General features: G+C 70.9%; 18 protein-coding genes and 1 pseudogene. 10 read left to right on the top strand and 9 right to left on the bottom strand.

Annotated elements, in window-relative coordinates; genetic code table 11:
* Positions 1–127: 127 nt before the first annotated feature.
* Positions 128–772 (bottom strand): hypothetical protein, encoded by a 645-nt coding sequence (locus ABGA98_RS32810; protein ID WP_347622278.1) that lies wholly within the window; start codon positions 770–772, stop codon positions 128–130.
* A 186-nt stretch (positions 773–958) separates the two neighbouring features.
* Between ABGA98_RS32810 and gap the strand changes: the two genes are divergently transcribed.
* The 5 genes from gap to ABGA98_RS32785 all read left to right on the top strand — a co-directional run bounded on the left by gap (position 959) and on the right by ABGA98_RS32785 (position 4,814).
* Complete coding sequence (gene gap, locus ABGA98_RS32805) at positions 959–1,963, top strand: type I glyceraldehyde-3-phosphate dehydrogenase (protein WP_347622277.1); 1,005 nt, start codon at positions 959–961, stop codon at positions 1,961–1,963.
* A 118-nt stretch (positions 1,964–2,081) separates the two neighbouring features.
* Positions 2,082–3,281 carry a phosphoglycerate kinase gene (locus ABGA98_RS32800; RefSeq protein WP_347622323.1) on the top strand — a complete coding sequence of 400 codons (1,200 nt, stop codon included), beginning with the start codon at positions 2,082–2,084 and terminating at the stop codon, positions 3,279–3,281.
* Between the two features lies 1 nt (position 3,282).
* On the top strand, positions 3,283–4,065 hold the full coding sequence (tpiA, locus tag ABGA98_RS32795) for a triose-phosphate isomerase (RefSeq protein ID WP_347622276.1): 783 nt from the start codon (positions 3,283–3,285) through the stop codon (positions 4,063–4,065).
* A gap of 99 nt (positions 4,066–4,164) precedes the next feature.
* Complete coding sequence (gene secG / locus ABGA98_RS32790) at positions 4,165–4,395, top strand: preprotein translocase subunit SecG (RefSeq protein ID WP_347622275.1); 231 nt, start codon at positions 4,165–4,167, stop codon at positions 4,393–4,395.
* A gap of 74 nt (positions 4,396–4,469) precedes the next feature.
* On the top strand, positions 4,470–4,814 hold the full coding sequence (locus ABGA98_RS32785) for an RNA polymerase-binding protein RbpA (RefSeq protein WP_132632554.1): 345 nt from the start codon (positions 4,470–4,472) through the stop codon (positions 4,812–4,814).
* A 72-nt stretch (positions 4,815–4,886) separates the two neighbouring features.
* Here ABGA98_RS32785 and ABGA98_RS32780 read toward each other — a convergent pair whose 3' ends face one another.
* The gene (locus tag ABGA98_RS32780; RefSeq protein WP_347622274.1) at positions 4,887–6,488 is read right to left on the bottom strand and encodes an amidohydrolase family protein; all 1,602 of its coding nucleotides are present in this window, start codon (positions 6,486–6,488) and stop codon (positions 4,887–4,889) included.
* A gap of 160 nt (positions 6,489–6,648) precedes the next feature.
* Between ABGA98_RS32780 and ABGA98_RS32775 the strand changes: the two genes are divergently transcribed.
* Positions 6,649–7,671: a GNAT family N-acetyltransferase gene (locus tag ABGA98_RS32775; protein WP_347622273.1), complete on the top strand. Its 1,023-nt coding sequence runs from the start codon at positions 6,649–6,651 to the stop codon at positions 7,669–7,671.
* Positions 7,672–7,833: 162 nt separating this feature from the next.
* Here the strand turns inward: ABGA98_RS32775 and ABGA98_RS32770 are convergent.
* Positions 7,834–8,250: pseudogene (locus ABGA98_RS32770) on the bottom strand (Clp protease N-terminal domain-containing protein); the annotation flags it as partial.
* A 74-nt stretch (positions 8,251–8,324) separates the two neighbouring features.
* Here ABGA98_RS32770 and ABGA98_RS32765 point away from each other — a divergent pair.
* The 3 genes from ABGA98_RS32765 (at position 8,325) to add (ending at position 11,329) form a co-directional block, all read left to right on the top strand.
* Complete coding sequence (locus tag ABGA98_RS32765; protein ID WP_347622272.1) at positions 8,325–9,089, top strand: hypothetical protein; 765 nt, start codon at positions 8,325–8,327, stop codon at positions 9,087–9,089.
* 140 nt (positions 9,090–9,229) lie between these two features.
* The gene (locus tag ABGA98_RS32760) at positions 9,230–10,108 is read left to right on the top strand and encodes an oxidoreductase (protein WP_347622271.1); all 879 of its coding nucleotides are present in this window, start codon (positions 9,230–9,232) and stop codon (positions 10,106–10,108) included.
* Positions 10,109–10,309: 201 nt separating this feature from the next.
* Positions 10,310–11,329, top strand: coding sequence for an adenosine deaminase (gene add, locus ABGA98_RS32755; RefSeq protein WP_347622270.1), 1,020 nt, complete (start codon positions 10,310–10,312; stop codon positions 11,327–11,329).
* Positions 11,330–11,414: 85 nt separating this feature from the next.
* Here add and pgl read toward each other — a convergent pair whose 3' ends face one another.
* The 6 genes from pgl to tkt all read right to left on the bottom strand — a co-directional run bounded on the left by pgl (position 11,415) and on the right by tkt (position 19,663).
* Entirely contained in the window at positions 11,415–12,188 is a 774-nt protein-coding gene (gene pgl / locus ABGA98_RS32750; RefSeq protein WP_347622269.1) for a 6-phosphogluconolactonase, read from the bottom strand.
* A gap of 64 nt (positions 12,189–12,252) precedes the next feature.
* Positions 12,253–13,167 (bottom strand): glucose-6-phosphate dehydrogenase assembly protein OpcA, encoded by a 915-nt coding sequence (locus tag ABGA98_RS32745; protein ID WP_347622268.1) that lies wholly within the window; start codon positions 13,165–13,167, stop codon positions 12,253–12,255.
* Positions 13,168–13,228: 61 nt separating this feature from the next.
* Positions 13,229–14,758, bottom strand: a complete 1,530-nt coding sequence (gene zwf / locus ABGA98_RS32740; RefSeq protein WP_347622322.1) for a glucose-6-phosphate dehydrogenase — start codon at positions 14,756–14,758, stop codon at positions 13,229–13,231.
* A gap of 73 nt (positions 14,759–14,831) precedes the next feature.
* Positions 14,832–16,457, bottom strand: a complete 1,626-nt coding sequence (locus ABGA98_RS32735; RefSeq protein ID WP_347622321.1) for a glucose-6-phosphate isomerase — start codon at positions 16,455–16,457, stop codon at positions 14,832–14,834.
* On the bottom strand, positions 16,457–17,548 hold the full coding sequence (gene tal, locus ABGA98_RS32730; RefSeq protein WP_347622267.1) for a transaldolase: 1,092 nt from the start codon (positions 17,546–17,548) through the stop codon (positions 16,457–16,459). The genes ABGA98_RS32735 and tal overlap by 1 nt, the downstream gene beginning before the upstream one ends.
* 6 nt (positions 17,549–17,554) lie before the next feature.
* Positions 17,555–19,663, bottom strand: coding sequence for a transketolase (tkt, locus tag ABGA98_RS32725; protein ID WP_347622266.1), 2,109 nt, complete (start codon positions 19,661–19,663; stop codon positions 17,555–17,557).
* A gap of 256 nt (positions 19,664–19,919) precedes the next feature.
* On the opposite strand from tkt, the gene ABGA98_RS32720 reads away from it, so the two are divergent.
* On the top strand, positions 19,920–20,864 hold the full coding sequence (locus tag ABGA98_RS32720; RefSeq protein ID WP_347622265.1) for a heme o synthase: 945 nt from the start codon (positions 19,920–19,922) through the stop codon (positions 20,862–20,864).
* The last annotated feature ends 23 nt before the right edge of the window (positions 20,865–20,887 follow it).

Raw genomic sequence — 20,887 nt, 5'->3', positions numbered from 1 at the left:
GGTCGTGAAGGCTCACGGAGTGCTCGCCGTGACGAGCGCGCTGTCGGCCGGGTTCCGTGGTTCGCGAGGACGGCGGGTGCCGGATGGCTTGTGCCCTGGGCCGTGTGGTCGTGAAGGGTGGCGGTGGTCAGTCGCGGGCCGGTTTGCGGGGGGTGAACAGGTCCGTGGTGGGCTTCGGCACCGGGGCCTGGGCGGGCTCGAACGGCGCCCGGTACTCCGGCTCGCGCGGCTCCTCGGCCTCCTCCACCTGGGCTTCCTGGACCCGCTGCGAGCGGCGTACGCGGGTGACCCGGAGGGCGACCAGGACGAGGGCGGCCAGAGCGGCGACGGCGATGTAGAGCCAGGCGGGCCAGGTTTCCGTCAGCGGGTCACGATAGAGGGCCAGCGCCTCGGGAAGGCCTTCGGTGAAGGAGGGCAGGGTGATGTCGGACAGACCGGCCGGGGTCTGCCTGCCGGGTGCGCGCTTGGCGGAGCCGATCATGATGGCCAGCCCCGCGATCTGTCCCGCGGCCACGGCGCCGCCCGCGTACAGCGTGGCGATGGGCACCAGGACGAAGGTGCGCGGGCGCACCGAGCCCATGGCGAAGGAGACCACCAGAGCGATGACGAGAGACAGGGCCAAGGGGAGAGGAAGCCCGTTGCCGAACGTCGTGATGTCGCCGGGCAGGCTCTCCTGCAAGAGCACGGCCGCCCCCAGCCCCGCCGCGCAGACCAGCCCCGCCAGCAGGCCGACGATCAGTCCGGACAGCAGGCCGGACCGCTTGTGTGACATCTCAGCCCCCAGAGAATCACGAATTTACTCCGACGAGTCGGGCACTTTACTCGAACCTCCCAAAACGCGCCTACAGAACGACGATTCACAGCGGGGCACCTGACGTGGTCTAAACCAATTTGAGTCCGATAAGGTTCGTGGTTGAGGTACCAGCCCGCCATCATTTGTTCGAGGAGATCGGTTCCCGTGAGCATCCGAGTAGGCGTCAACGGCTTCGGCCGCATCGGTCGCAACTTCTGGCGCGCTGTCGCCGCCAGCGGCAAGGACATCGAGATCGTCGCGGTCAATGACCTGACCGACAACGCGACGCTCGCTCACCTGCTGAAGTACGACAGCATCCTCGGCCGGCTGCCCTACGAGGTGAAGGCCACCAGCGACGAGATCACCGTCGACGGCAAGGCGATCAAGGTCTTCGAGGAGCGTGACCCGGCCAAGCTGCCCTGGGGCGACCTCGGCGTCGACGTCGTGCTCGAGTCCACGGGCCTGTTCACCGACGCCACCAAGGCCAAGGTGCACGCCGACAACGGCGCGAAGAAGGTCATCATCTCCGCGCCCGCGAAGAACGAGGATGTCACGATCGTCCTGGGCGTCAACGACGGCGCCTACGACCCGGCCAAGCACACCATCATCTCCAACGCCTCCTGCACCACCAACTGCCTGGCGCCGATGGCCAAGGTCCTGCACGACACCTTCACCATCGAGAAGGGTCTGATGACCACCATCCACGCCTACACGCAGGACCAGAACCTGCAGGACGGCCCGCACAAGGACCTGCGCCGCGCCCGCGCCGCCGCGCTCAACGTGGTGCCCACCTCGACCGGCGCCGCCAAGGCCATCGGCCTGGTCCTGCCCGAGCTCAAGGGCAAGCTCGACGGCTTCGCCATGCGCGTGCCGATCCCCACCGGATCGGCCACCGACCTCACCGTCGACGTCAGCCGCGAGGTCAGCGTCGACGAGGTCAACGCCGCCGTCAAGGCCGCCGCCGAGGGCCCGCTCAAGGGCATCATCAGCTACACCGAGGACGCGATCGTCTCCTCTGACATCGTCACCGACCCGGCCTCCTGCATCTTCGACGCGGGCCTCACCAAGGTCATCGGCAACCAGGTCAAGGTCGTCGGCTGGTACGACAACGAGTGGGGCTACTCCAACCGCCTCGCCGACCTGATCGAGCTGGTCGGCCGCGGCCTGTGATCCTGCGAGGGAGTGCCGCCGCCTGGAGAAGCGGCGGGAGTGAAGCGACCACAGTGGGGGAAGGCGGCGGCATATGGCGACCGGGCCCGCCTCACGGAGTGAGGCCATGAGCATGAGTATGCGCACGCTCGACGATCTCGACGTGAAGGGCCGGCGCGTGCTCGTGCGCGCCGACCTCAACGTCCCCCTCGACGGGGAGGAGATCACCGACGACGGCCGCATCCGGGCGTCCGTGCCGACGATCAGCGCGCTGACCGGCGCGGGCGCCAAGGTCGTGGTCTGCGCCCACCTGGGCCGGCCCAAGGGCCAGGTCACGCCGAAATACTCGCTCCGGCCGGTGGCCAGGCGGCTCGGCGAGCTGCTCGGCCAGGACGTGGCCTTCGCCTCCGACGTGGTCGGTGACAACGCCCGCGGTTGTGTCGAGTCGCTCCAGGACGGCCAGGTCGTCCTGCTGGAAAACCTGCGCTTCGAGCCCGGCGAGGAGTCGAAGGACGACGCCACGCGGCGCGCCTTCGCGGAGCGGCTGGCAGGGCTGGCCGAGCTCTACGTCGGCGACGGCTTCGGCGCGGTGCACCGCAAGCACGCCAGCGTCTACGACGTCCCCCAGTTGCTGCCGCACGCGGCGGGCGGGCTCGTCGTGGCCGAGGTCGAGGTGCTCAAGAAGCTGACGCAGGAGCCCGAGCGGCCCTACGCGGTCGTGCTGGGCGGCGCCAAGGTCTCCGACAAGCTGGGTGTCATCGCCAACCTGCTGACCAAGGTCGACCGGCTGCTCGTCGGCGGCGGCATGGCCTACACCTTCCTCAAGGCGCAGGGCCACGAGGTCGGCAGGTCGCTGCTCCAGGAAGACCAGCTCGACCAGGTCCGCGGCTTCCTCGACGAGGCCGCCGAGCGGGGTGTCGAGCTCGTTCTGCCGGTCGACGTCCTGGCCGCGGTCACCTTCGCCGCCGACGCGGAGCACGAGGTGGTCGACGCCACGGCGATCCCGGCCGACCGGGAGGGTCTCGACATCGGGCCCAGAACGCGCGAACTGTTCGCGAGCAAGCTGGCCGACGCCAAGACCGTGTTCTGGAACGGCCCGATGGGCGTGTTCGAGTTCGACGCGTTCGCGGGTGGCACGAGGGCGGTGGCCGAGGCGCTGATCGCCCGGACCGGCGGTGAGGGCGCCTTCACCGTGGTGGGTGGCGGTGACTCCGCGGCGGCCGTGCGCAGGCTGGGGCTGCCGGAAGACGGGTTCTCGCACATCTCCACAGGTGGCGGGGCCAGTCTCGAATACCTTGAGGGCAAGACCCTTCCCGGACTCGCGGCTCTGGAGGCGTGACGTGACCACTCGCAAGCCGCTCATCGCCGGCAACTGGAAGATGAACCTCAACCACCTCGAGGCCATCGCGCTGGTCCAGAAGCTGGCCTTCGGGCTGAGTGACAAAGACTTCGACAAGGTCGAGGTCGCCGTCCTGCCGCCGTTCACCGACCTGCGCAGCGTCCAGACCCTGGTCGACGGCGACAAACTGCGCATCGTCTACGGCGCCCAGGATCTCTCCGAGCATGACGCCGGGGCCCACACCGGCGAGGTGTCGGGCGCCATGCTGGCCAAGCTGGGCTGCACGTACGTCACGATCGGGCACTCCGAGCGGCGGCAGTACCACGACGAGGACGACGACGTCGTCAACGCCAAGGTGCGGGCCGCCTACCGGCACTCGCTCACGCCCATCCTGTGCGTGGGCGAAGGGCTGGAGGTGCGTCAAGAGGGCCGCCACATCGCGCACAGTCTTGGCCAACTCGACGGCGCGCTGCGCAAAATCACGGCCGAGCAGGCAAAATCGATAGTGGTGGCCTACGAACCGGTGTGGGCGATCGGCACCGGCGAGGTGGCCACCCCGGAGGACGCTCAGGAGGTCTGCGGAGCTTTGCGAGTGAGACTCGCTGAGCTCTACGACTCCGAAGTGGCCTCCGCGGTCCGTATCCTTTACGGTGGCTCGGTCAAGTCAGGCAATATCGCAGGGATCATGGCTCAGCCCGATGTCGATGGCGCGCTCGTTGGTGGTGCGAGCATCGACGCCGGGGAGTACACGAAGATCTGCCGTTTCTCCGATATGCCCGGCTAACTGAGCCGTTCTGGGGGTGCGACTTGACATCAGGCCGTACCCTCAAGAGGCAAGTCTGAATCGTCACGCGTAACAGAGCATTGAAGGAACAGGCATACCGTGGAACTCGGAATCTCCATCGCCCTCATCCTGGCGAGCCTTCTCATGATCCTGCTCGTCCTGATGCACAAGGGCAAGGGCGGCGGTCTGTCCGACATGTTCGGCGGCGGGTTCTCGTCGAACTTCGGTGGTTCCTCGGTGGTGGAGCGCAACCTCGACCGGCTGACCGTCATCACCGGCATCATCTGGTTGGTCTGCATCATCGCTCTCGGCCTGCTCGTGCGGCCCTGAGCAAGCAAGTCGACGCGTGACAGTGATTCTCCCCCCGTGTCTGCGCGCGGGGCGATCGAGCGAGGAGTTCATCCGTGGGTAGTGGCAACGCGATCCGTGGCAGCCGAGTCGGCGCCGGCCCTATGGGGGAGGCCGAGCGCGGCGAGGCAGCTCCGAGAGTGCGGGTCTCGTTCTGGTGCGCCAACATGCACGAGACTCGCCCCAGTTTCGCCAGTGACGCGGCGGTCCCCGAGCTATGGGACTGCCCGCGGTGCGGCCTCCCAGCCGGACAGGACGAGGAGGCCCCGCCTGCCCCGCCCAAGAACGAGCCGTACAAAACGCACCTGGCTTACGTGAAGGAGCGCAGGAGCGACAAGGACGGCAAGGCGATCCTCGAGGAGGCACTGGAGCGCCTGCGCAGCAACAAGTCCCCCTGGTAGGCGTGCCAACGTAAGGGTCCCGGCGTCGTGCGGGGCCCTTTCGCCGTTCCCGGCCCAGGAGGGCCGGGCTCGTCAGCCCTGTTCGTGGACCGGCTCGCCGTCCACGAACGTCATGCGCACCCGCGTCGTCCAGAGGTCGCCGGGCGGCAGTTCGAACGGGTCGCGGTCCAGGACCACCAGGTCGGCGGGGCGCCCCGGTTCGACGACGCCCGCCGGGGAGCGGTTGATCCAGGCCGAGCCCGCGGTGTAGGCGGTCATGATCGTCGCCAGGTCGAGGCGCTGGCCGGGCAGGAACGGGGTCTGCGCGGTGGGGTAGCCGGCGTGCACCGAGCCGCCCGGCTCCGTACGGTTCACCGCGACGTGCATGCCCTGGAGCGGGTCGGCGTCCGAGACCGGCCAGTCGCTGCCCGCGCAGCACCGGGCGCCGTGCGCGACCAGGTCGGCGAAGGGATACTGCCACGACGCGCGCGGCTCGCCCAGGAACGGCAGCGTCAGCTCGTCCATCTGCGCGTGGTGGGTGGCCCAGAGCGGCTGCAGGTTGGCCGTGACGCCCAGGGCGGCGAAGCGCGGCACGTCGGAGGGCTCGATGATCTGCAGGTGGGCGATGTGGTGGCGGTTGGCGGGGTCGGTGCCCTCGAAGCCGTCGAGGGCCTCGCGTACCGCCCGCTCTCCGATCGCGTGGACGTGCACCTGGAAGCCATGCCTGTCCAGCTCGGCCACATAGCGCTTGAGCTCGACCGGGTCCACGTACGACAGGCCCGTGCCGCCGCACAGGCAGTACGGCTCCAGCGTGGCCGCGGTGAAGTTCTCCGTGATCCCGTCCTGCATGATCTTGACTGAGGTGGCGCGGAACCGGTCGAGTCCGTCGGCTGCGGCCCGCCGCGCGAGCAGGCCGGGTATCTGGTCCAGGCCACGCGTCCTGTCCCACCACAGGGCGCCCACCACGCGGGCCCGCAGCAGGCCGGAGCCGGCCGCCGCCACATAGGTGGGCAGCTGGTCGTCGGAGCCCGCGTAGGAGCCCACGATGGCGTCCTGCCAGCCCGTGATGCCCAGCGAGAACAGATGTTCCTGCGCCCGTGCCAGCGCGTCGAGCAGATCCTGGGCGGACGGGCGCGGGGTGAGCAGGCCGACGAGCTCCATCGCGCCCTCGTGCAGGACCCCGGTGGGCGCGCCCCCGGCGTCGCGCTCGATCCGGCCGCCGGGCGGATCGGGGGTGGCGGCGGTGATGCCGGCCAGTTCGAGTGCCCGGCCGTTGACCCAGGCGGCGTGGTGGTCGCGCTGGATGAGGTACGCGGGCCGGTCGAGGAAGTCGAGCTGGTCGCGGTGGGGGAGCCCGTTCGGGAATGCCGACATATCCCAGCCACCGCCGTCAACCCACGATTTATCTGGATTTTTCGCAGCATAGGCGGCGATCATCCCGACATATGCATCAAGGCCGAATACCTCCGACAAATCGCACCTCGCGCGTTCGAGGCCCGCCTGCACCGGGTGCATGTGCGCGTCGATGAACCCCGGCGTCAGCAGCCCGCCCTCCAGGTCCACGGTCTCGTGGGGGAGGCGCGCCAGGTCTCGCTCGGGGCCCACCGCGGCGATCACGCCGCCGCGTACGAGCACCGCCTCCGCCACGACGCCGCGGGGCGTGAAGACGCGGCCTCCTCGGAAGAGGATGTTCATGGGGTCTCCCTCTCTCGGCAGGTCGTCCGGCGTCCATCGTGCCGCTGTGCGGCGTCCCCCGATGAGGGCAGGTGTCGCCAGATAACGCGATAAACCAGCACATATCCCGATGAAACACTTCGTTAGCGGTGGTGTAACAGCCACCAGGCATGCTCGTCGCATGGGATTCTTGCGCATCCGGACCACGGTGGACGAGCGACCCGGACGGCTGGCGTCACTGGCGGCGGCCCTGGCCGACAGGGGCGGCAACATCCTCGGGCTGAGCGTCCAGCCCGACACCGACGGCACCGTCGACGAGTTCGTCGCCGACATCCCCGCCCACCCCGAGACCGTGCGCCAGGCGCTGGAGGCGGCCGGTGGCCGCCGGGTCCAGGTGGTCCCCGCCACGGCCCACGAGCTCACCGACGAGCCCACCAGGGCCCTGCTGCTGGCCTCCCGGCTACGCTCGATGCCGTGGCGGCTGCCCGAGCTGCTGGCCGAGCTGCTGCGCGCGGACGATGCCCGGTGGATCTATGGTGAACCCGTGCCTGATCTTCCCGACCCCACCCTGCTCGTCGTGCCCGTGGCCGCCCGGCGCGCGGTCCGGTTGCGCCGCGGCGAGCTGCCCTTCACCTCGACCGAGGCGGCGAGGGCGGCCGCCTTCGCCCGGCTCGCCCAGCCGGCGGCCGAGCGGGAGGGCGCCGAGCGCGGGATCAAACTCGCCGACGGGGTGGAGGTCACGGTCCGCCCGCTCACCTCGATCTACCGCGAGGCCGTATGCGACCTGCATGACAGGTGCTCGCCGGAGTCGCGCAGGTTCCGCTACTTCACCGCGCTGCCGGTGCTGCCCGAGCGCGTGTTCGACCGGATGTGCGACAGGAATCGGGGGCATTCGCTGGTCGCCGGGCACGACGGGCAGGTCGTGGGGCTGGCGAACCTCATGTTCACCGCCGATCCCGGCAGCGCCGAGATGGCCGTCCTGGTCGAAGACCGCTGGCAGGGGCGCGGTCTGGGCGCGGTGATGGCCAGGATGCTGGTGCAGGCGGCCCGCGACCTCGGATACGCCGAGGTCAGGGCCACCATGTTGGCCGACAACGCCAGGATGCGCAGGCTCCTGATCTCTCTGGGCGCCACGCTCGGCTACACCGAGGACCCCGGGGTGGTGGCGGCCAGGCTGCCCGTGGGCGCGATGGCCTCAGCCTAGGCCCTCCTCGTCCTGCGGCCTCCTGGCCGGCGGCTGGATGCCCAGGTGGCGTTCGATGCGCTCCAGGCTCTCCTGGATCTGCGCGAGCCGTTCGTTGAGGGCGGCGCCGCCGGAGTGGAACGTCTCGCCGGGGCGTTCCCTGGAGCCGCGGCCCACCCGGTCCAGCAGGCGCTGGCGTACGTCGGCCAGGTCCGCGCCGGCGTCCACGAGCGCCTGGGCGGACAGCCCTTCACCCTCCCTGACCAGCCCGAGCAGGATGTGCTCGGTGCCGATGTAGTTGTGGCGCAACTGCAGCGCCTCGCGCAACGACAACTCCAGCACCTTCTTGGCGCGCGGCGTGAACGGGATGTGCCCGCCCGGCGACTTCACGCCGCGGCCCGCCACGCGCTCGACGAAGGCGCGTACGGGATCCAGCTCCACGCCGCAGCCGTCGAGCACCAGGGCGGCCAGCCCTTCGCCCTCGTGAATGAGGCCGAGCAGGATGTGCTCGGTGCCGATGCGGTCGTGGTTCAGCCTCCGCGCCTCCTCCTGGGCGAGGACGACGACCCTGCGCGCACGGTCGGTGAAGCGCTCGAACACCGGATGTCTCCGTTCGACTCGGGGCTGTTTCCACTATGCGCTAGAAACCCGCGGATGTGGGGTATTTGTCCTGTGTGGATCTTGACGAGGTGGCCGACCGGCTCTACGCACTGCCGCCGTCCGAGTTCACCGCCGCCCGCGCGGCCGAGGCCCGTGCGGCCAAGGACGCGGGTGACGTACGGCTGTCGCGCGAGATCGCGAAGCTGCGCAAGCCGACCGTGTCCGCCTGGGCGGTGAACAGGGTCGCCCGCGAGCACCCAGGCGAGCTGGGCGAGCTGCTGGAGGTGGGGGAGCGGCTGCGGGAGGCCTGGGAGGAGCAGGACGCCTCCGCGCTGGCCGAGCTCACCCGCCGCCGCGGCGAGGTGACGCGTATGGTGGGCAGGCTCGTCAGGCGGGCCGGGGACCTGTCGGCCGCGGCGTCCGCCGAGGTGGACCAGACCCTGGACGCCGCCATGGTCGACGCCGGCGCGGCCGGGCAGGTGCGGCGCGGCACCCTGGCGAAGCCGCTCAGCTACAGCGGCTTCGCCCCCGCTCCGGTCCCGCGCGAGCGGCCGGCGGGCCGCAGGAAGCCGTCGCCCGACGAGGAGGCCGCCCGGGCGAGGGAGCGCGAGGAGGCAGAGGCCAGGAAGGCTAAGGAACGCCAGGAGGCCGAGGCCGCGCACCGCGAGTGGCGCGAGGCGCTCGAAGCGGCCACGAAGGAGCACGACGAGCGCGCGGAGAAGGTCGCGTCGCTGGAGCGCAGGCTGGCCAAGGCACGCGGAAGGCTGGCCGACAGCCGGCAGCGGCTCGAGGTCGCCCAGCGCGAGGAACGGCACGCACGCCAGCGGCTGGAGCGCTGACCGGCCGGAACGCTCCGCGTGTCGGCGGCCGAGGCGCCGACCTGCGGGGAACGCCCCGGGTGGAGCGCCGACCTGCGGAGTGGATCTTCCTGGGCGGCTTGTAGCGTGAAGGAAACGCTGCGCACCACCCAGGAGTGGCAATGAGCTGGACTCCCGCCTCGATGCCCGGCCTCGCGGGCACGACGGCCATCGTGACCGGCGCCAACGCCGGCATCGGCAAGCCCACCGCCCTCGAACTGGCCAGGCACGGCGCCCACGTGGTCGTGGCGGCGCGCGACCCGGCCAGGGGCGCCGCGGCCGTCGCGGAGATCCGGCGGGCCGCGCCCGGCGCGCGCGTCGGGTACGGGCGGCTCGACCTGGCCGACCTGGCCTCCGTCAAGGAGTTCGCCAGGGAGTTCGCCGCCGGGGCCGAGCGGCTCGACCTGCTGGTGAACAACGCGGGCGTCGGCATGGTCCCCAGGCGGGAGACCAGGGACGGGTTCGAGCTGCAGCTCGGCACCAACCACCTGGGCCACTTCGCGCTCACCGGGTTGTTGCTGCCGCTCCTGCTCGCCGCCCCCGCCGCCCGCGTGGTGACCGTCGCCAGCGACGCGCACGCCGCGGGCCGGATCGACCTCGACGACCTGGGCATGCGGCGCGGTTACGGCAGGATGAAGGCCTATGCCCGCTCCAAGCTGGCCAACATGCTCTTCGCCCTGGAGCTCCAGCGGCGCGCTGAGCGGGCCGGCGCGGGCCTGATCAGCGTCGCCACCCATCCGGGCATGACCGCCACGGGCATCTTCGGCACCGGGCTGGTCAAACCTGTCGTGAACCTGCTCATGAAGCGGCCCGAACGCGGCGCCGTGTCCTCGCTCCACGCCGCGACCTCGCCGGACGTCCGCGGCGGCGAGTACATCGGCCCCACGCTCAAGCGGCTCACGCCCTCCCCTGCGGCCAGGTCGGAGGAGCTCGCCCGGCGGCTCTGGGAGGCCTCCACGGAGCTGACGGGCGTGCGTTTCGAGGAACTCGCCCCCGGCTGACGTCAGCGGGTGGCTCGGGCCAGGTGGGCGCAGACCGGAAACCCTTCCAGCGCGTACGGCGCCGCGAGCCGGGCGAAGCCGCGCTCGTACGCTTCGGCGTTGGTCCCGCATCTCAGCCTTACCTCGGAAACTAACAATCTAGTGTGAAATTTCATACCAAAGCCTGTTTTCCCATGTGAAGCCGCTCGTATCGTCGTCGCCATGACCATCGACGCCTTCATCGACGCCCTGCCCAAAGTCGAACTCCACGTGCACCTGATCGGCTCGGCCTCCGTCGCGACCGTGCTGGAGCTCTCGCGCCGCCACCCCGGCAGCGAGGTTCCCGCGACGGAGGAGGAACTGCGCCGCTTCTACGCCTTCCGCGACTTCCCCCACTTCGCCCAGGTGTACGGCGCCGTCAACTCGCTCGTACGCGAGCCGGAGGACGTGGCCACGCTCGTGCTCGGCCTGGCCCGCGACCTCGCACCCCAGAGGGCCCGCTACGTCGAACTGCAGGTGACGCCCTACGCCCACCACGTCGTCGGCATGCCCAGGCGCGAGGTCACCGAGGCTCTGGACCTGGCCGCGCGCCGGTCGCGGGCCGAGTACGGCGTGGAGATGGCCTACATCTTCGACATCCCCGGCGAGTACGGAGAGGAGGCCGCCAGGGTCACCGTCGAGCACGCCCTGCAGGAACCTCCCGCCGCGCTGGTAGGTTTCGGCATCGGCGGGATCGAGCAGGAGCGCCCGAAATATCGTGATGCCTACCGTTCGGCCTTCTCGGCGGCGCGCGCGGCCGGCCTGCACAGCGTCCCGCACGGCGGCGAGATGAGCGGGCCAGAGACCATCTGGGAGGTCATCGAGGGCTACGGCGCCGAGCGCATCGGCCACGGCATCACCTGCCTGGCCGACGACCGCCTGGTCGCCCACCTGCGCGAGACGCAGATCCCCTTGGACGTCTGCCCCACCTCCAACCTCCGCACCGGCCAGGTCGCCCGCATCGAGGACCACCCGCTGCCACGCATGCTGGAGGAAGGCCTGTACGTCACGCTCAACAGCGACGACCCGCCCATGTTCGCCACCACGCTGGCCGAGGAGTACCGGCTCGCCGCGGACGTCTTCGGACTCGGCGCTCCCGAACTGGCCCACCTCGCCCGCAACGGCGTCCGGGCCTCCTACCTGGCCGAGGAGCGCAAGCGGGCCCTGGTGGCGGAGATCGGCGCGCTCGTCGCGGCCTGCTGACCGGACGAGGCGACCGCCCGGCTCACGGGAGGAGGCCGGTGGCGGGCCCGCGGCTCACGGCGCGGTCGCCGCCGGAACGGCTGGGCTACGGCGAGGCCATGCGGCCGAGCCCCGGCGGGATCTTGCCGGCCGCCGCACGGTCCAGGAGGAACAGGGTGCGCCCCCGGCCCCTGGCGCCCGCCGCCGGCACCTGCACGGGCCCCGAGTCGGACAGGGCCAGGCGTACCGCCCCCGACTTCTCCTCCCCGGCGGCCACCACCCACACCTCGCGCGCGGCCTGGATGGCGGGCAGGGTCAGGGAGATGCGCGTGGGCGGCGGTTTCGGCGAGCCGTGCACGGCCACCACCGGGCGCGTGTCGTAGAGCGCGGGCATGCCGGGGAACAGGGAGGCCACGTGGGAGTCGGGGCCCATGCCGAGCAGCATGACGTCGAAGCTCGGCACCGGTCCGTGATCCTCCGGCCTGGCGGCCTTGCGCAGTTCGGCGGCGTAGGACTCGGCGGACTCCTCGGCCGTCATCCCCGCGTCGGGGCCGCGCATGACGTGCACCCGCTCCGGGTCGATGTCGACGTGGTCGAGCAGCGCCTCGCGGGCGCCGGTCTCGTTGCGTTCCTTGTCGCCCGCGGGCACGAACCGCTCGTCGCCCCACCAGACGTCGAGGCGCCGCCAGTCGACCGCGTCGCGGGCGGGCGTCGCGGCGATGGCGGCCAGCGTGGCGATGCCGACCGTGCCGCCGGTCAGCACGATGGACGCCGCCCCCTTGGCCGACTGCACGTCGACCAGCCGGGTGATGATCCGCGCCGCCACGGCCTTGGCCAGGACGTCGGCGTTGCGGTGTACGACAACATTAGGCACGCTCACGAGCACTACTTTCTCACCAGGATCAGCAGGAGGCCCCGGACGGCCGGGGCCGCCCGGGGAAGGGTCATCCCTTGTACGTGCGGGCGAAGTGCTTGACCGCGGCCTCGTAGACCTCGTCGCTGTCGAGCCTGCGCAGCTCCTCGGCCAGCAGCTCGGAGGTGTGGCGCCGGGCCAGCGCCACGTTCCTGTCGGGCTGCCCCGGCCGCGACAGCGTGGCCAGGCGGGCGTCGCTCCGGCAGATGGACAGCTCGCCGTCGCCCAGGCGCAGCCGCACGGACGTCAGCCCGGGGCCCGCCGAGTCGGCGACCTCGATCGGTGTGCCGAGGCGCTCCGACAGCCAGGAGGCCAGCAGCGGCGCGCTCGGATGATCCTTCGCGCTCTCCACGACCCCCTCGTGCACCTGGCCCACCGGCTGGTCGAACGCGGCGGCCAGCAGGCTGCGCCACGGCGTCAGCCTCGCCCACGACAGGTCGGTGTCGCCGCGGGCGTACCCCTTGGCCCTGGTCACCAGCGACTGGATGCCGCCCTCGTCCAGGCCCTTGGCGTCGGTGATGCGCCGCTGCGCCAGAGCTCCGATGGCGTCCTTCGACGGCACCTCGGGCGCCGCGCCCGGCCACCACACCACGACCGGGGTGTCGGGCAGCAGCAGCGGGCTGACCACGGAGTCGGCGTGCTCGGTGAGCTCGCCGTACAGGCGCAGCACCACGACCTCGCCGGGCGTGGACTCGCCGATGCGCAGCTCGGCGTCGAGCCTGATCGGCTCGTCCTCCTCACGCTTGATCACGACGATGATGCGGGAGGGGTGTTCGCGGGCCGCCTCGGTGGCGGCGCGCAGGGCGTCGTACTGGTGGCGCTCCTCGCAGACGACCACGAGCGTCAGCACCATGCCGATGGCGGGCGCGCCCATCTGGTGGCGCAGGTGCATGAACTGCGCCGAGATCTTGCCCGCCGTGGTGTCGGACAACATGAAGGTCGTCACGGGCGCTCCTCCGTCGGTCTCGCGGCGACAGCCGTACTGGGTGGGTCAACGCGTCCGCTCACTAGAGCCTCCTCCAGACGCGGCCGTCGCGGGCCATCATCGCATCGGCCGACTCCGGCCCCCACGAACCCGACTCGTAGCCTTCCGGCTGGCCCTGCGTGGCCCAGAACTCCTCGATCGGGTCGAGGATCTTCCACGACAGCTCGACCTCCCGCTGGTGCGGGAAGAGCGGCGGATCGCCGATCATCACGTCGAGCAGCAGCCGCTCGTACGCCTCGGGGGACGACTCGAGGAACGACTCGCCGTAGGCGAAGTCCATGGAGACGTCGCGCACCTCCATGGCCGTGCCCGGCACCTTGCTGCCGAACCTGACGGTGATGCCCTCGTCCGGCTGGACCCTGATGACGAGCGCGTTGTGGCCGAGTATCTCGGTGTCGTCGGCGCTGAAGGGCAGGTGCGGCGCCCGCTGGAACACCACGGCGACCTCCGTCACCCGGCGGCCCAGGCGCTTGCCGGTGCGCAGGTAGAACGGCACGCCCGCCCACCGCCGGTTGGCGATCTCCAGCTTGATGGCGGCGTACGTCTCCGTGGTGGACGCGGACGAGATGCCGTCCTCCTGGAGGTAGCCGACGACCTTCTCGCCGCCCTGCCAGCCCGCTTTGTACTGTCCGCGCGCGGTGTTGAGCCCGAGGTTGGCCGGCAGCCGCACGGCCTTGAGCACCTTCTCCTTCTCCCGGCGCAGCGCGGAGGCGTCGAACGAGGTCGGGTCCTCCATCGCGACCAGCGCGAGCAACTGGAGCAGGTGGTTCTGGATCACGTCGCGGGCGGCGCCGATGCCGTCGTAGTAGCCGGCCCGCCCCCCGATGCCGATGTCCTCGGCCATCGTGATCTGCACGTGGTCGACGAAGCTGCGGTTCCAGATCGGCTCATAGAGGTTGTTGGCGAACCGCAGCGCCATGATGTTCTGGACGGTCTCCTTGCCCAGGTAGTGGTCGATCCTGAAGATCGAGCTCTCCGGGAAGGCGGAGGTGGTGATCTCGTTCAGCTCGTGCGCCGAGCGCAGGTCGTGACCGAACGGCTTCTCGATGACCACCCGCCGCCACGAGCCCTCGGGCGCGTCGGACAGCTTCGTCCGCTTGAGCTGCTCGACCACCACGGGAAAGAACTTCGGCGGCACCGACAGGTAGAAGGCGTAGTTTCCCCCGGTGCCCCGTGTCTCGTCGATCTCGTTCAAGGCCATGGCCAGCGCGTCGAACGCCCCGTCGTCGTTGAACTCGCCGGGCACGAAGTGGATGCCCTCACGAAGCTGCTTCCATACCTCCTCGCGGAAGGGCGTCCTCGCGTGCGCCTTGACGGCGTCGTGCGTCAGCTGGGCGAAATCCTGGTCCTTCCAGTCGCGCCTGGCGAACCCGACCAGCGAGAAGCCGGGCGGCAGCAGCCCCCGGTTCCCCAGGTCGTAGATCGCCGGCAGCAGCTTGCGCTTGGCCAGGTCGCCTGTCACGCCGAACAACACCATCACGCACGGTCCGGCCACCCGGGGCAGCCGCTTGTCACGCGGGTCGCGCAGCGGGTTGGCCGCCAGGACTTCCATGGTGGTGGAGGTGCCCGCGGCCGAGGTGGCCACCGTGGCGGCCTCCTCCGCGGGTGCTGCCGGGTCTGTCATCTCAAGCCTCCTGTGCGGCTGCGAGCAGGTGCGCGACTCCCGCCGCGCGGTCGGTCAGATGCAGGCGTACGGCGGGACGCCCGCGGGTCTCCACGGCGCCGAGATCGCCGAGAGCCTGCGCCAGCTGGAGCCGGCCCAGGGTGTACGGCCGCCCGGGGACCGCGACGTCCTGGGCCACCGCTCCCGTGATCATCAGGAACACGCCGTTCGGGGGGCCGCCCTTGTGATACTGGCCGGTCGCGTGCAGACAGCGCGGGCCCCAGCCGAAGGTCACGGGCCGGTCGGTACGCAGCGCGAGCAGCGCCCGCAGCGTCGCCGCGTCGGCCATCATCCATGCGTCGGTCATCTGCTCGAAGTCGGCCCCGCCGGGCACCGGAGCGTCGAACGCGGCCAGCCGGTCGAGGTAGGCCATGATCGACAGATATCCGCCGGCCGGGACGGTGTGCAGCAGCTCGGCGAACAGCCCGGGCAGGTCCTTGGCCGTGACCCCGCCGTACACCTCGACAGGGCCGTCGGTGAACGCGGGAGCGCCGGTCGGCAGGTCGGGCAGCGCCAGCAGCGCGACGGTGTTGTCGCGCGCCCCGGCCTCGTCGGGCCGGTCGAACGGGTCGACGTCCAGCGCCAGCCCGGCGACGGCGGCGGCATATTCCCACACCGGGAACTGCGCGCCGAGAGGCCCGTCGACGCGCACGTCGCCGACGTCGGACTCGATGGCGACGACCAGTTCGTCGCCACTGCGGTGGGGGTCGGCGCCGACGATGGGAAGGATGCCCCTGCCCCGCTTGCCGGTGGCCCCGGCGACGAGCTCCTCGATCCAGCCGGGCAGCCCGGCGATGGCCGAGAGCTGGTCTTCGAGCAGCAGCTTGTCGCGCCCGCCGAGCGCCGCGCCGCCGAGCGCCGCCCCCAGGTCGAGCCCGGGGTTGCCGGTGTCGAGGGACAACAGCGGCAGCGCCTGCTCGGCGTCGTCGAGCAGCCGCTCCACGCGGGCGCCCGCCAGCGCGCAGGCCACCAGCGTGTACGCCGACAGCGCCGGAGCACGGCCGCCCGCGACCAGGGCGGCCGGCACCACCTGGTGGCCGCTCTCACGCGCGCGCCGCTCCAGCGGCGAGCCGGGGCCGGTGACGACCACGATGCGCTCGGCCGGCGCGATGCCCGCGTCGGTGAAGTGACGTTCGTAGATCCGCAGCAGGCAGTCGGTCTCCAGGGCCGAGCCGCCCGCGTCGGCCACGACCACGATCGTGGCGTCCGGCGGCTCGGCGAGCGCGCGGAGCACCTGCCCGGGGTCGGTCGTGTCGAGAACGGTGAGCGGCACGTCGTCGGTGTCGCAGATCACCTCGGCGGCGGCGGGCGAGCCGCCCGCCCCCGCCAGCACCACGTTCGTCAGTCCCTGCGCGCGTGCTCGCTCGGCGAGCCCGCCCAGCTCGGGCAGCAGCTCGCGCGAGGTGCGGGACGGCGTTCGCGGGCGCGCCGGCCGGTAGGGGCCGGCCTGCGCGCCCGCATCGGCGTCCTCACCCCACAGCGTGGGGTCGCCGGCGGCGAGCCGCGCGGGCACGCCGCCGGCGACGAGGCGCCCCGCGAAGGAGGCGGCGGCGGACGCCACCCCCTCATCGCGGCAGGAGACCTTCATCACGGGACCAGGTTCTTGGTGACGCTCTCGAGCAGCTCGTTCCAGGACGCCTCGAACTTGTCGACGCCCTCGTCCTCCAGGACCTTCACCACGTCGTCGTAGTCGACGCCGGCCTCCTTGAGCGCGGCCATGGTGTTCCAGGCCTGCTCGTAGAAGGGACGCACGGTGTCGCCCGAGACGTTGGCGTGGTCGGCCGTCGCGTCGAGCGTCTTCTCCGGCATCGTGTTGACGGTGCCGGGGACGACGAGCTGGTCGACGTAGAGGGTGTCGGAGTATTCGGGGTTCTTCACGCCGGTCGAGGCCCACAGCGGCCGCTGCGGGCGGGCGCCCGCGGCGCGCAGCCGCTGCCAGCGCTCGGAGTTCATCACGTCCTCGAACGCCGCGTACGCCAGGCGCGCGTTGGCCACGCCCGCCTTGCCCTTCAGCTCGGGCTTGCCGAGCTTGTCGAGCCGCTTGTCGATCTCGGTGTCGACCCGGCTGACGAAGAACGACGCCACCGAATCGATCTTGCTGAGGTCGAGGCCCTTGGCCTGCGCCGCCTCGAGACCGGCCAGCCAGGCGTCCATGACCGCGCGGTACCGCTCGAGGGAGAAGATCAGCGTGACGTTGACGCTGATGCCCTCCGACAGCGCCTGCGTGATCGCGGGCAGCCCCTCCACCGTCGAAGGAATCTTGATGAACAGGTTGGGCCGGTCGACCAGCCACCACAGCGCCCGCGCCTCGGCCACGGTCTTCTCGCTCTCGCGGGCCAGGCGCGGGTCGACCTCGAGCGACACCCGGCCGTCCACGCCGCCGGTGGCGTCGTAGACGGGACGCAGCACGTCCGCGGCCCAGCGGATGTCGTAGGTGGTGATGGCGCGTACGGCCTCGCCCACGTCGACGCCGCGTACGGCGAGGTCGTGCAGCTGGGCGTTGTACGCGTCGCCCTTGCTGAGCGCGTTGGCGAAGATCGTCGGGTTAGAGGTCACCCCGACGACGTTCTTCTCGCGGATCAGCTGCTCGAGGTTGCCGGTGCGCAGGCGCTCACGGCTGATGTCGTCGAGCCAGATGGCGACGCCCTGGCCGGACAGCTTGTTCAGGATCTCACTCATGTTCGTTCAGTTTCCCGTCGTCTCGCCCTTTTCCCGGCCAAGCTTGGCCAGGCTCGCATGTGCCGCCGCGGCCACGCGCTCCGCCGTCAGCCCGAACTGCTCGTACACGGTCTTGTACGGGGCCGACGCGCCGAAGTGTTCGAGGCCGACCACCTCGCCGCACTCGCCGACGAACTGGTGCCAGCCGAGAGCGACGCCCGCCTCGACCGCGACCCGGGCCCGGATCGACGCAGGCAGGACCGTCTGCCTGTAGGCGATGTCCTGCCCGTTGAACCATTCGACACACGGCATCGACACCACGCGCGTCGGGATGCCCTGGGCCTCCAGCAGGTCGCGGGCGTTCACCGCGATCTCCACCTCGCTGCCCGTGGCGATGAGCAGGACCTGCGGCTGGCCGTCGGAGGCCTCGCGCAGGACGTAGCCGCCCTTGGCCACGCCCTCGGCGCTGGTGCCCTCGAAGACGGGCAGGTTCTGCCTCGTCAGGGCCAGGGCCGCGGGCCGGTCGGTGTGCTGGAGGACCGCCTTCCACGCGTACGCGGTCTCGTTGGCGTCGGCCGGGCGGACGACGTCGAGGCCGGGGATCGCGCGCAGCGCCCACAGGTGCTCGATCGGCTGGTGCGTGGGGCCGTCCTCGCCCAGGCCGATGGAGTCGTGCGTCCACACGTAGGTGACCGGCAGCTTCATCAGCGCGGCCAGGCGCACCGCCGGTCGCATGTAGTCGGAGAAGACCAGGAACGTGCCGCCGTAGGGGCGGGTGCCGCCGTGCAGGGCGATGCCGTTGAGAATGGCGCCCATGGCGTGCTCGCGGATGCCGAAGTGCAGCGTGCGTCCGTAGCGGTTTCCGGGGAACTCCTTGGTCTGGTATTCCTCGGGGATGAAGGACGGCTCGCCCTTCATGGTGGTGTTGTTCGACTCCGCCAGGTCGGCCGAGCCGCCCCACAGCTCGGGCAGCACCGGCGCCAGCGCGCTCAGCACCTCGCCGGAGGCCTTGCGGGTGGCCATCGAGGCGCCGGGCTCGAACGACGGCAGCGCCCTGGCCCAGCCGTTGGGCAGCTGGCGCTGGGAGATGCGGTCGAGCTCCTCGGCCCGCTCGGCGTTGGCCGAGCGCCACTCCGCGTAGCCCTTCTCCCACTCGGCGTGCTCGGCGCGGCCGCGCTGGGCGACGGCGCGGGCGTGCTTGAGCACCTCGTCCGGCACGTCGAAGCTCTTGGTGGGGTCCATGCCGAGGACTTCCTTGGTGGCGGCGACCTCCGCCTCGCCCAGGGCCGAGCCGTGGATCTTGCCGGTGTTCCGCTTGTTGGGCGCGGGCCAGCCGATGATGGTGCGCAGCCGGATGAACGACGGCCGGCCGGTCTCGGACCTGGCCGCCTGCAGCGCGTCGTAGAGCGCCTGGACGTCCTCGGCGTAGTCGCCGTTCTCGGTCCAGTCGACGCTCTGGGTGTGCCAGCCGTAGGCGTCGTAGCGGGCGACGACGTCCTCCGACTTGGCGATGAGCGTGTCGTCCTCGATGGAGATCTGGTTGTCGTCCCAGATGACGATGAGGTTGCCCAGCTTCTGGTGGCCCGCGAGCGAGCTGGCCTCGTGGCTGATGCCCTCCTCGATGTCGCCGTCGCTGACGAGGCACCAGATGTGGTGGTCGAACGGCGAGGCGCCCGGCTCGGCGGCGGGGTCGAACAGGCCGCGCTCGCGGCGGGCCGCCATCGCCATGCCGACCGCGTTGCCCAGACCCTGGCCGAGCGGACCCGTCGTGGTCTCGACGCCGGCCGTGTGGCCGTGCTCGGGGTGACCGGGCGTGAGGCTGTCCCACTGGCGCAGCCGCCTGAGGTCGTCGAGCGACAGGCCGTAGCCGGAGAGGAAGAGCTGGATGTAGAGCGTCAGGCTGGTGTGGCCGCACGACAGCACGAAGCGGTCGCGTCCGATCCATCCGGGATCGGTCGGGTCGTGGCGCATCACACGCTGGAAAAGCAGGTATGCGGCGGGGGCGAGGCTCATGGCGGTGCCGGGATGACCCGAGCCCGCCTTCTCCACTGCGTCCATCGCCAGGGCTCGAACGACGTCGACCGCCTTCTTGTCGAGGTCGGTCCATTCGAGGGCTGGCACGAGTTCGGTGCTCAAGTGCTCGATCTCCGGAATCTAGTTGTCATTGGTCACGCCGGTTTGGCTATCCCGCCCACAGGGACCCTAACCGAGTGGAGGTGACGATCAATTCCCGTTCCACCCCGGCGTCCCACGTGGGGCGCAAGCCCCCCATTGGCCGGACCGGCCGACCCTGCGACTACAGTTTGGTTGTTCGCAGAGGCGTCACGGCGCCCACCCATGGATCCGCTCTAATCAGAGGTTACGCGTTGACCCCGCACAGGCTGGAAGCGCCTTGACGGTGCTCACCAACAGGCAGGCGACGGCCCCGTCCCCGAAGGTGGGCGAGCCGCGTTCGATCGGCATGATCGTCAAGGCCTACATCGCGCTCACCAAGCCGCGGATCATCGAGCTGCTGCTGATCACGACGCTGCCCGTGATGTTCCTCGCCGCGGGCGGGTTGCCGCCGCTGTGGACGTCCGTCGCCGTCATGGTGTTCGGCACCCTGTCGGCCGGCAGCGCCAACGCGCTCAACTGCTACGTCGACCGTGACATCGACCAGAAGATGCGCCGCACCCGCCGCAGGCCGCTGGCCAGGCACCAGGTGTCGCCGCGCGCGGCGCTCGTCTTCGGCATCGTGCTCGGCGTGCTCTCCACCGTCGGCCTGTGGCTCACCACCAACGCGCTGGCCGCCCTGCTGTCCACCGGCGCGATCCTGTTCTACGTGCTGGTCTACTCGATGATCCTCAAGCGGCGCACGGCCCAGAACATCGTGTGGGGCGGCATCGCGGGCTGCATGCCGGTGATGATCGGCTGGGCGGGCATCACCGACCGGCTCGCCTGGGCGCCGCTGGTGCTGTTCGGGGTGGTGTTCTTCTGGACGCCGCCGCACACCTGGACGCTGGCCATGCGCTACAAGGAGGACTACGCGGCGGCCAAGGTGCCGATGCTGCCGGTGGTGGCCACCGAGCGGCGGGTCGTCCTGGAGTCCATCGCCTACACGTGGGCGACCGTGCTGTGCTCGCTGGCGCTGTGGCCGGTGGCCGGCACCACGTTGTTCTACCCCGTCGTGGCGGCCGTGCTCGGCGCCGTGTGCCTGTGGGAGGTGCACCGCCTGCTGGGCCGGCTCAACGCCGGCAAGAGCGGTGTCGACCTGCGCCCGATGCGGTTCTTCCACTGGTCCAACGCCTACCTGGCGCTGCTCTTCCTCGCGGTCGCGATCGACCCGCTGCTCGCCTGAAACCCTCCGCCCGGCCGTTGCGC

Origin of the sequence: Nonomuraea sp. B1E8, from assembly GCF_039871515.1 — a bacterium.
Taxonomy (GTDB): domain Bacteria; phylum Actinomycetota; class Actinomycetes; order Streptosporangiales; family Streptosporangiaceae; genus Nonomuraea.
Note: the sequence above shows the minus strand (reverse complement) of the source record. Positions and strands in the feature narration are given on the sequence as shown.

Excerpts from the sequence above, each read along its gene's own strand:
- ABGA98_RS32810 (WP_347622278.1), bottom strand. The coding sequence starts at position 772 with ATGTCACACAAGCGGTCCGGCCTGCTGTCCGGACTGATCGTCGGCCTG.
- ABGA98_RS32800 (WP_347622323.1), top strand. The coding sequence starts at position 2,082 with ATGCGCACGCTCGACGATCTCGACGTGAAGGGCCGGCGCGTGCTCGTG.
- ABGA98_RS32780 (WP_347622274.1), bottom strand. The coding sequence starts at position 6,488 with ATGAACATCCTCTTCCGAGGAGGCCGCGTCTTCACGCCCCGCGGCGTC.
- ABGA98_RS32775 (WP_347622273.1), top strand. The coding sequence starts at position 6,649 with ATGGGATTCTTGCGCATCCGGACCACGGTGGACGAGCGACCCGGACGG.
- ABGA98_RS32760 (WP_347622271.1), top strand. The coding sequence starts at position 9,230 with ATGAGCTGGACTCCCGCCTCGATGCCCGGCCTCGCGGGCACGACGGCC.
- add (WP_347622270.1), top strand. The coding sequence starts at position 10,310 with ATGACCATCGACGCCTTCATCGACGCCCTGCCCAAAGTCGAACTCCAC.
- zwf (WP_347622322.1), bottom strand. The coding sequence starts at position 14,758 with ATGGAAGTCCTGGCGGCCAACCCGCTGCGCGACCCGCGTGACAAGCGG.
- ABGA98_RS32735 (WP_347622321.1), bottom strand. The coding sequence starts at position 16,457 with ATGAAGGTCTCCTGCCGCGATGAGGGGGTGGCGTCCGCCGCCGCCTCC.
- tal (WP_347622267.1), bottom strand. The coding sequence starts at position 17,548 with ATGAGTGAGATCCTGAACAAGCTGTCCGGCCAGGGCGTCGCCATCTGG.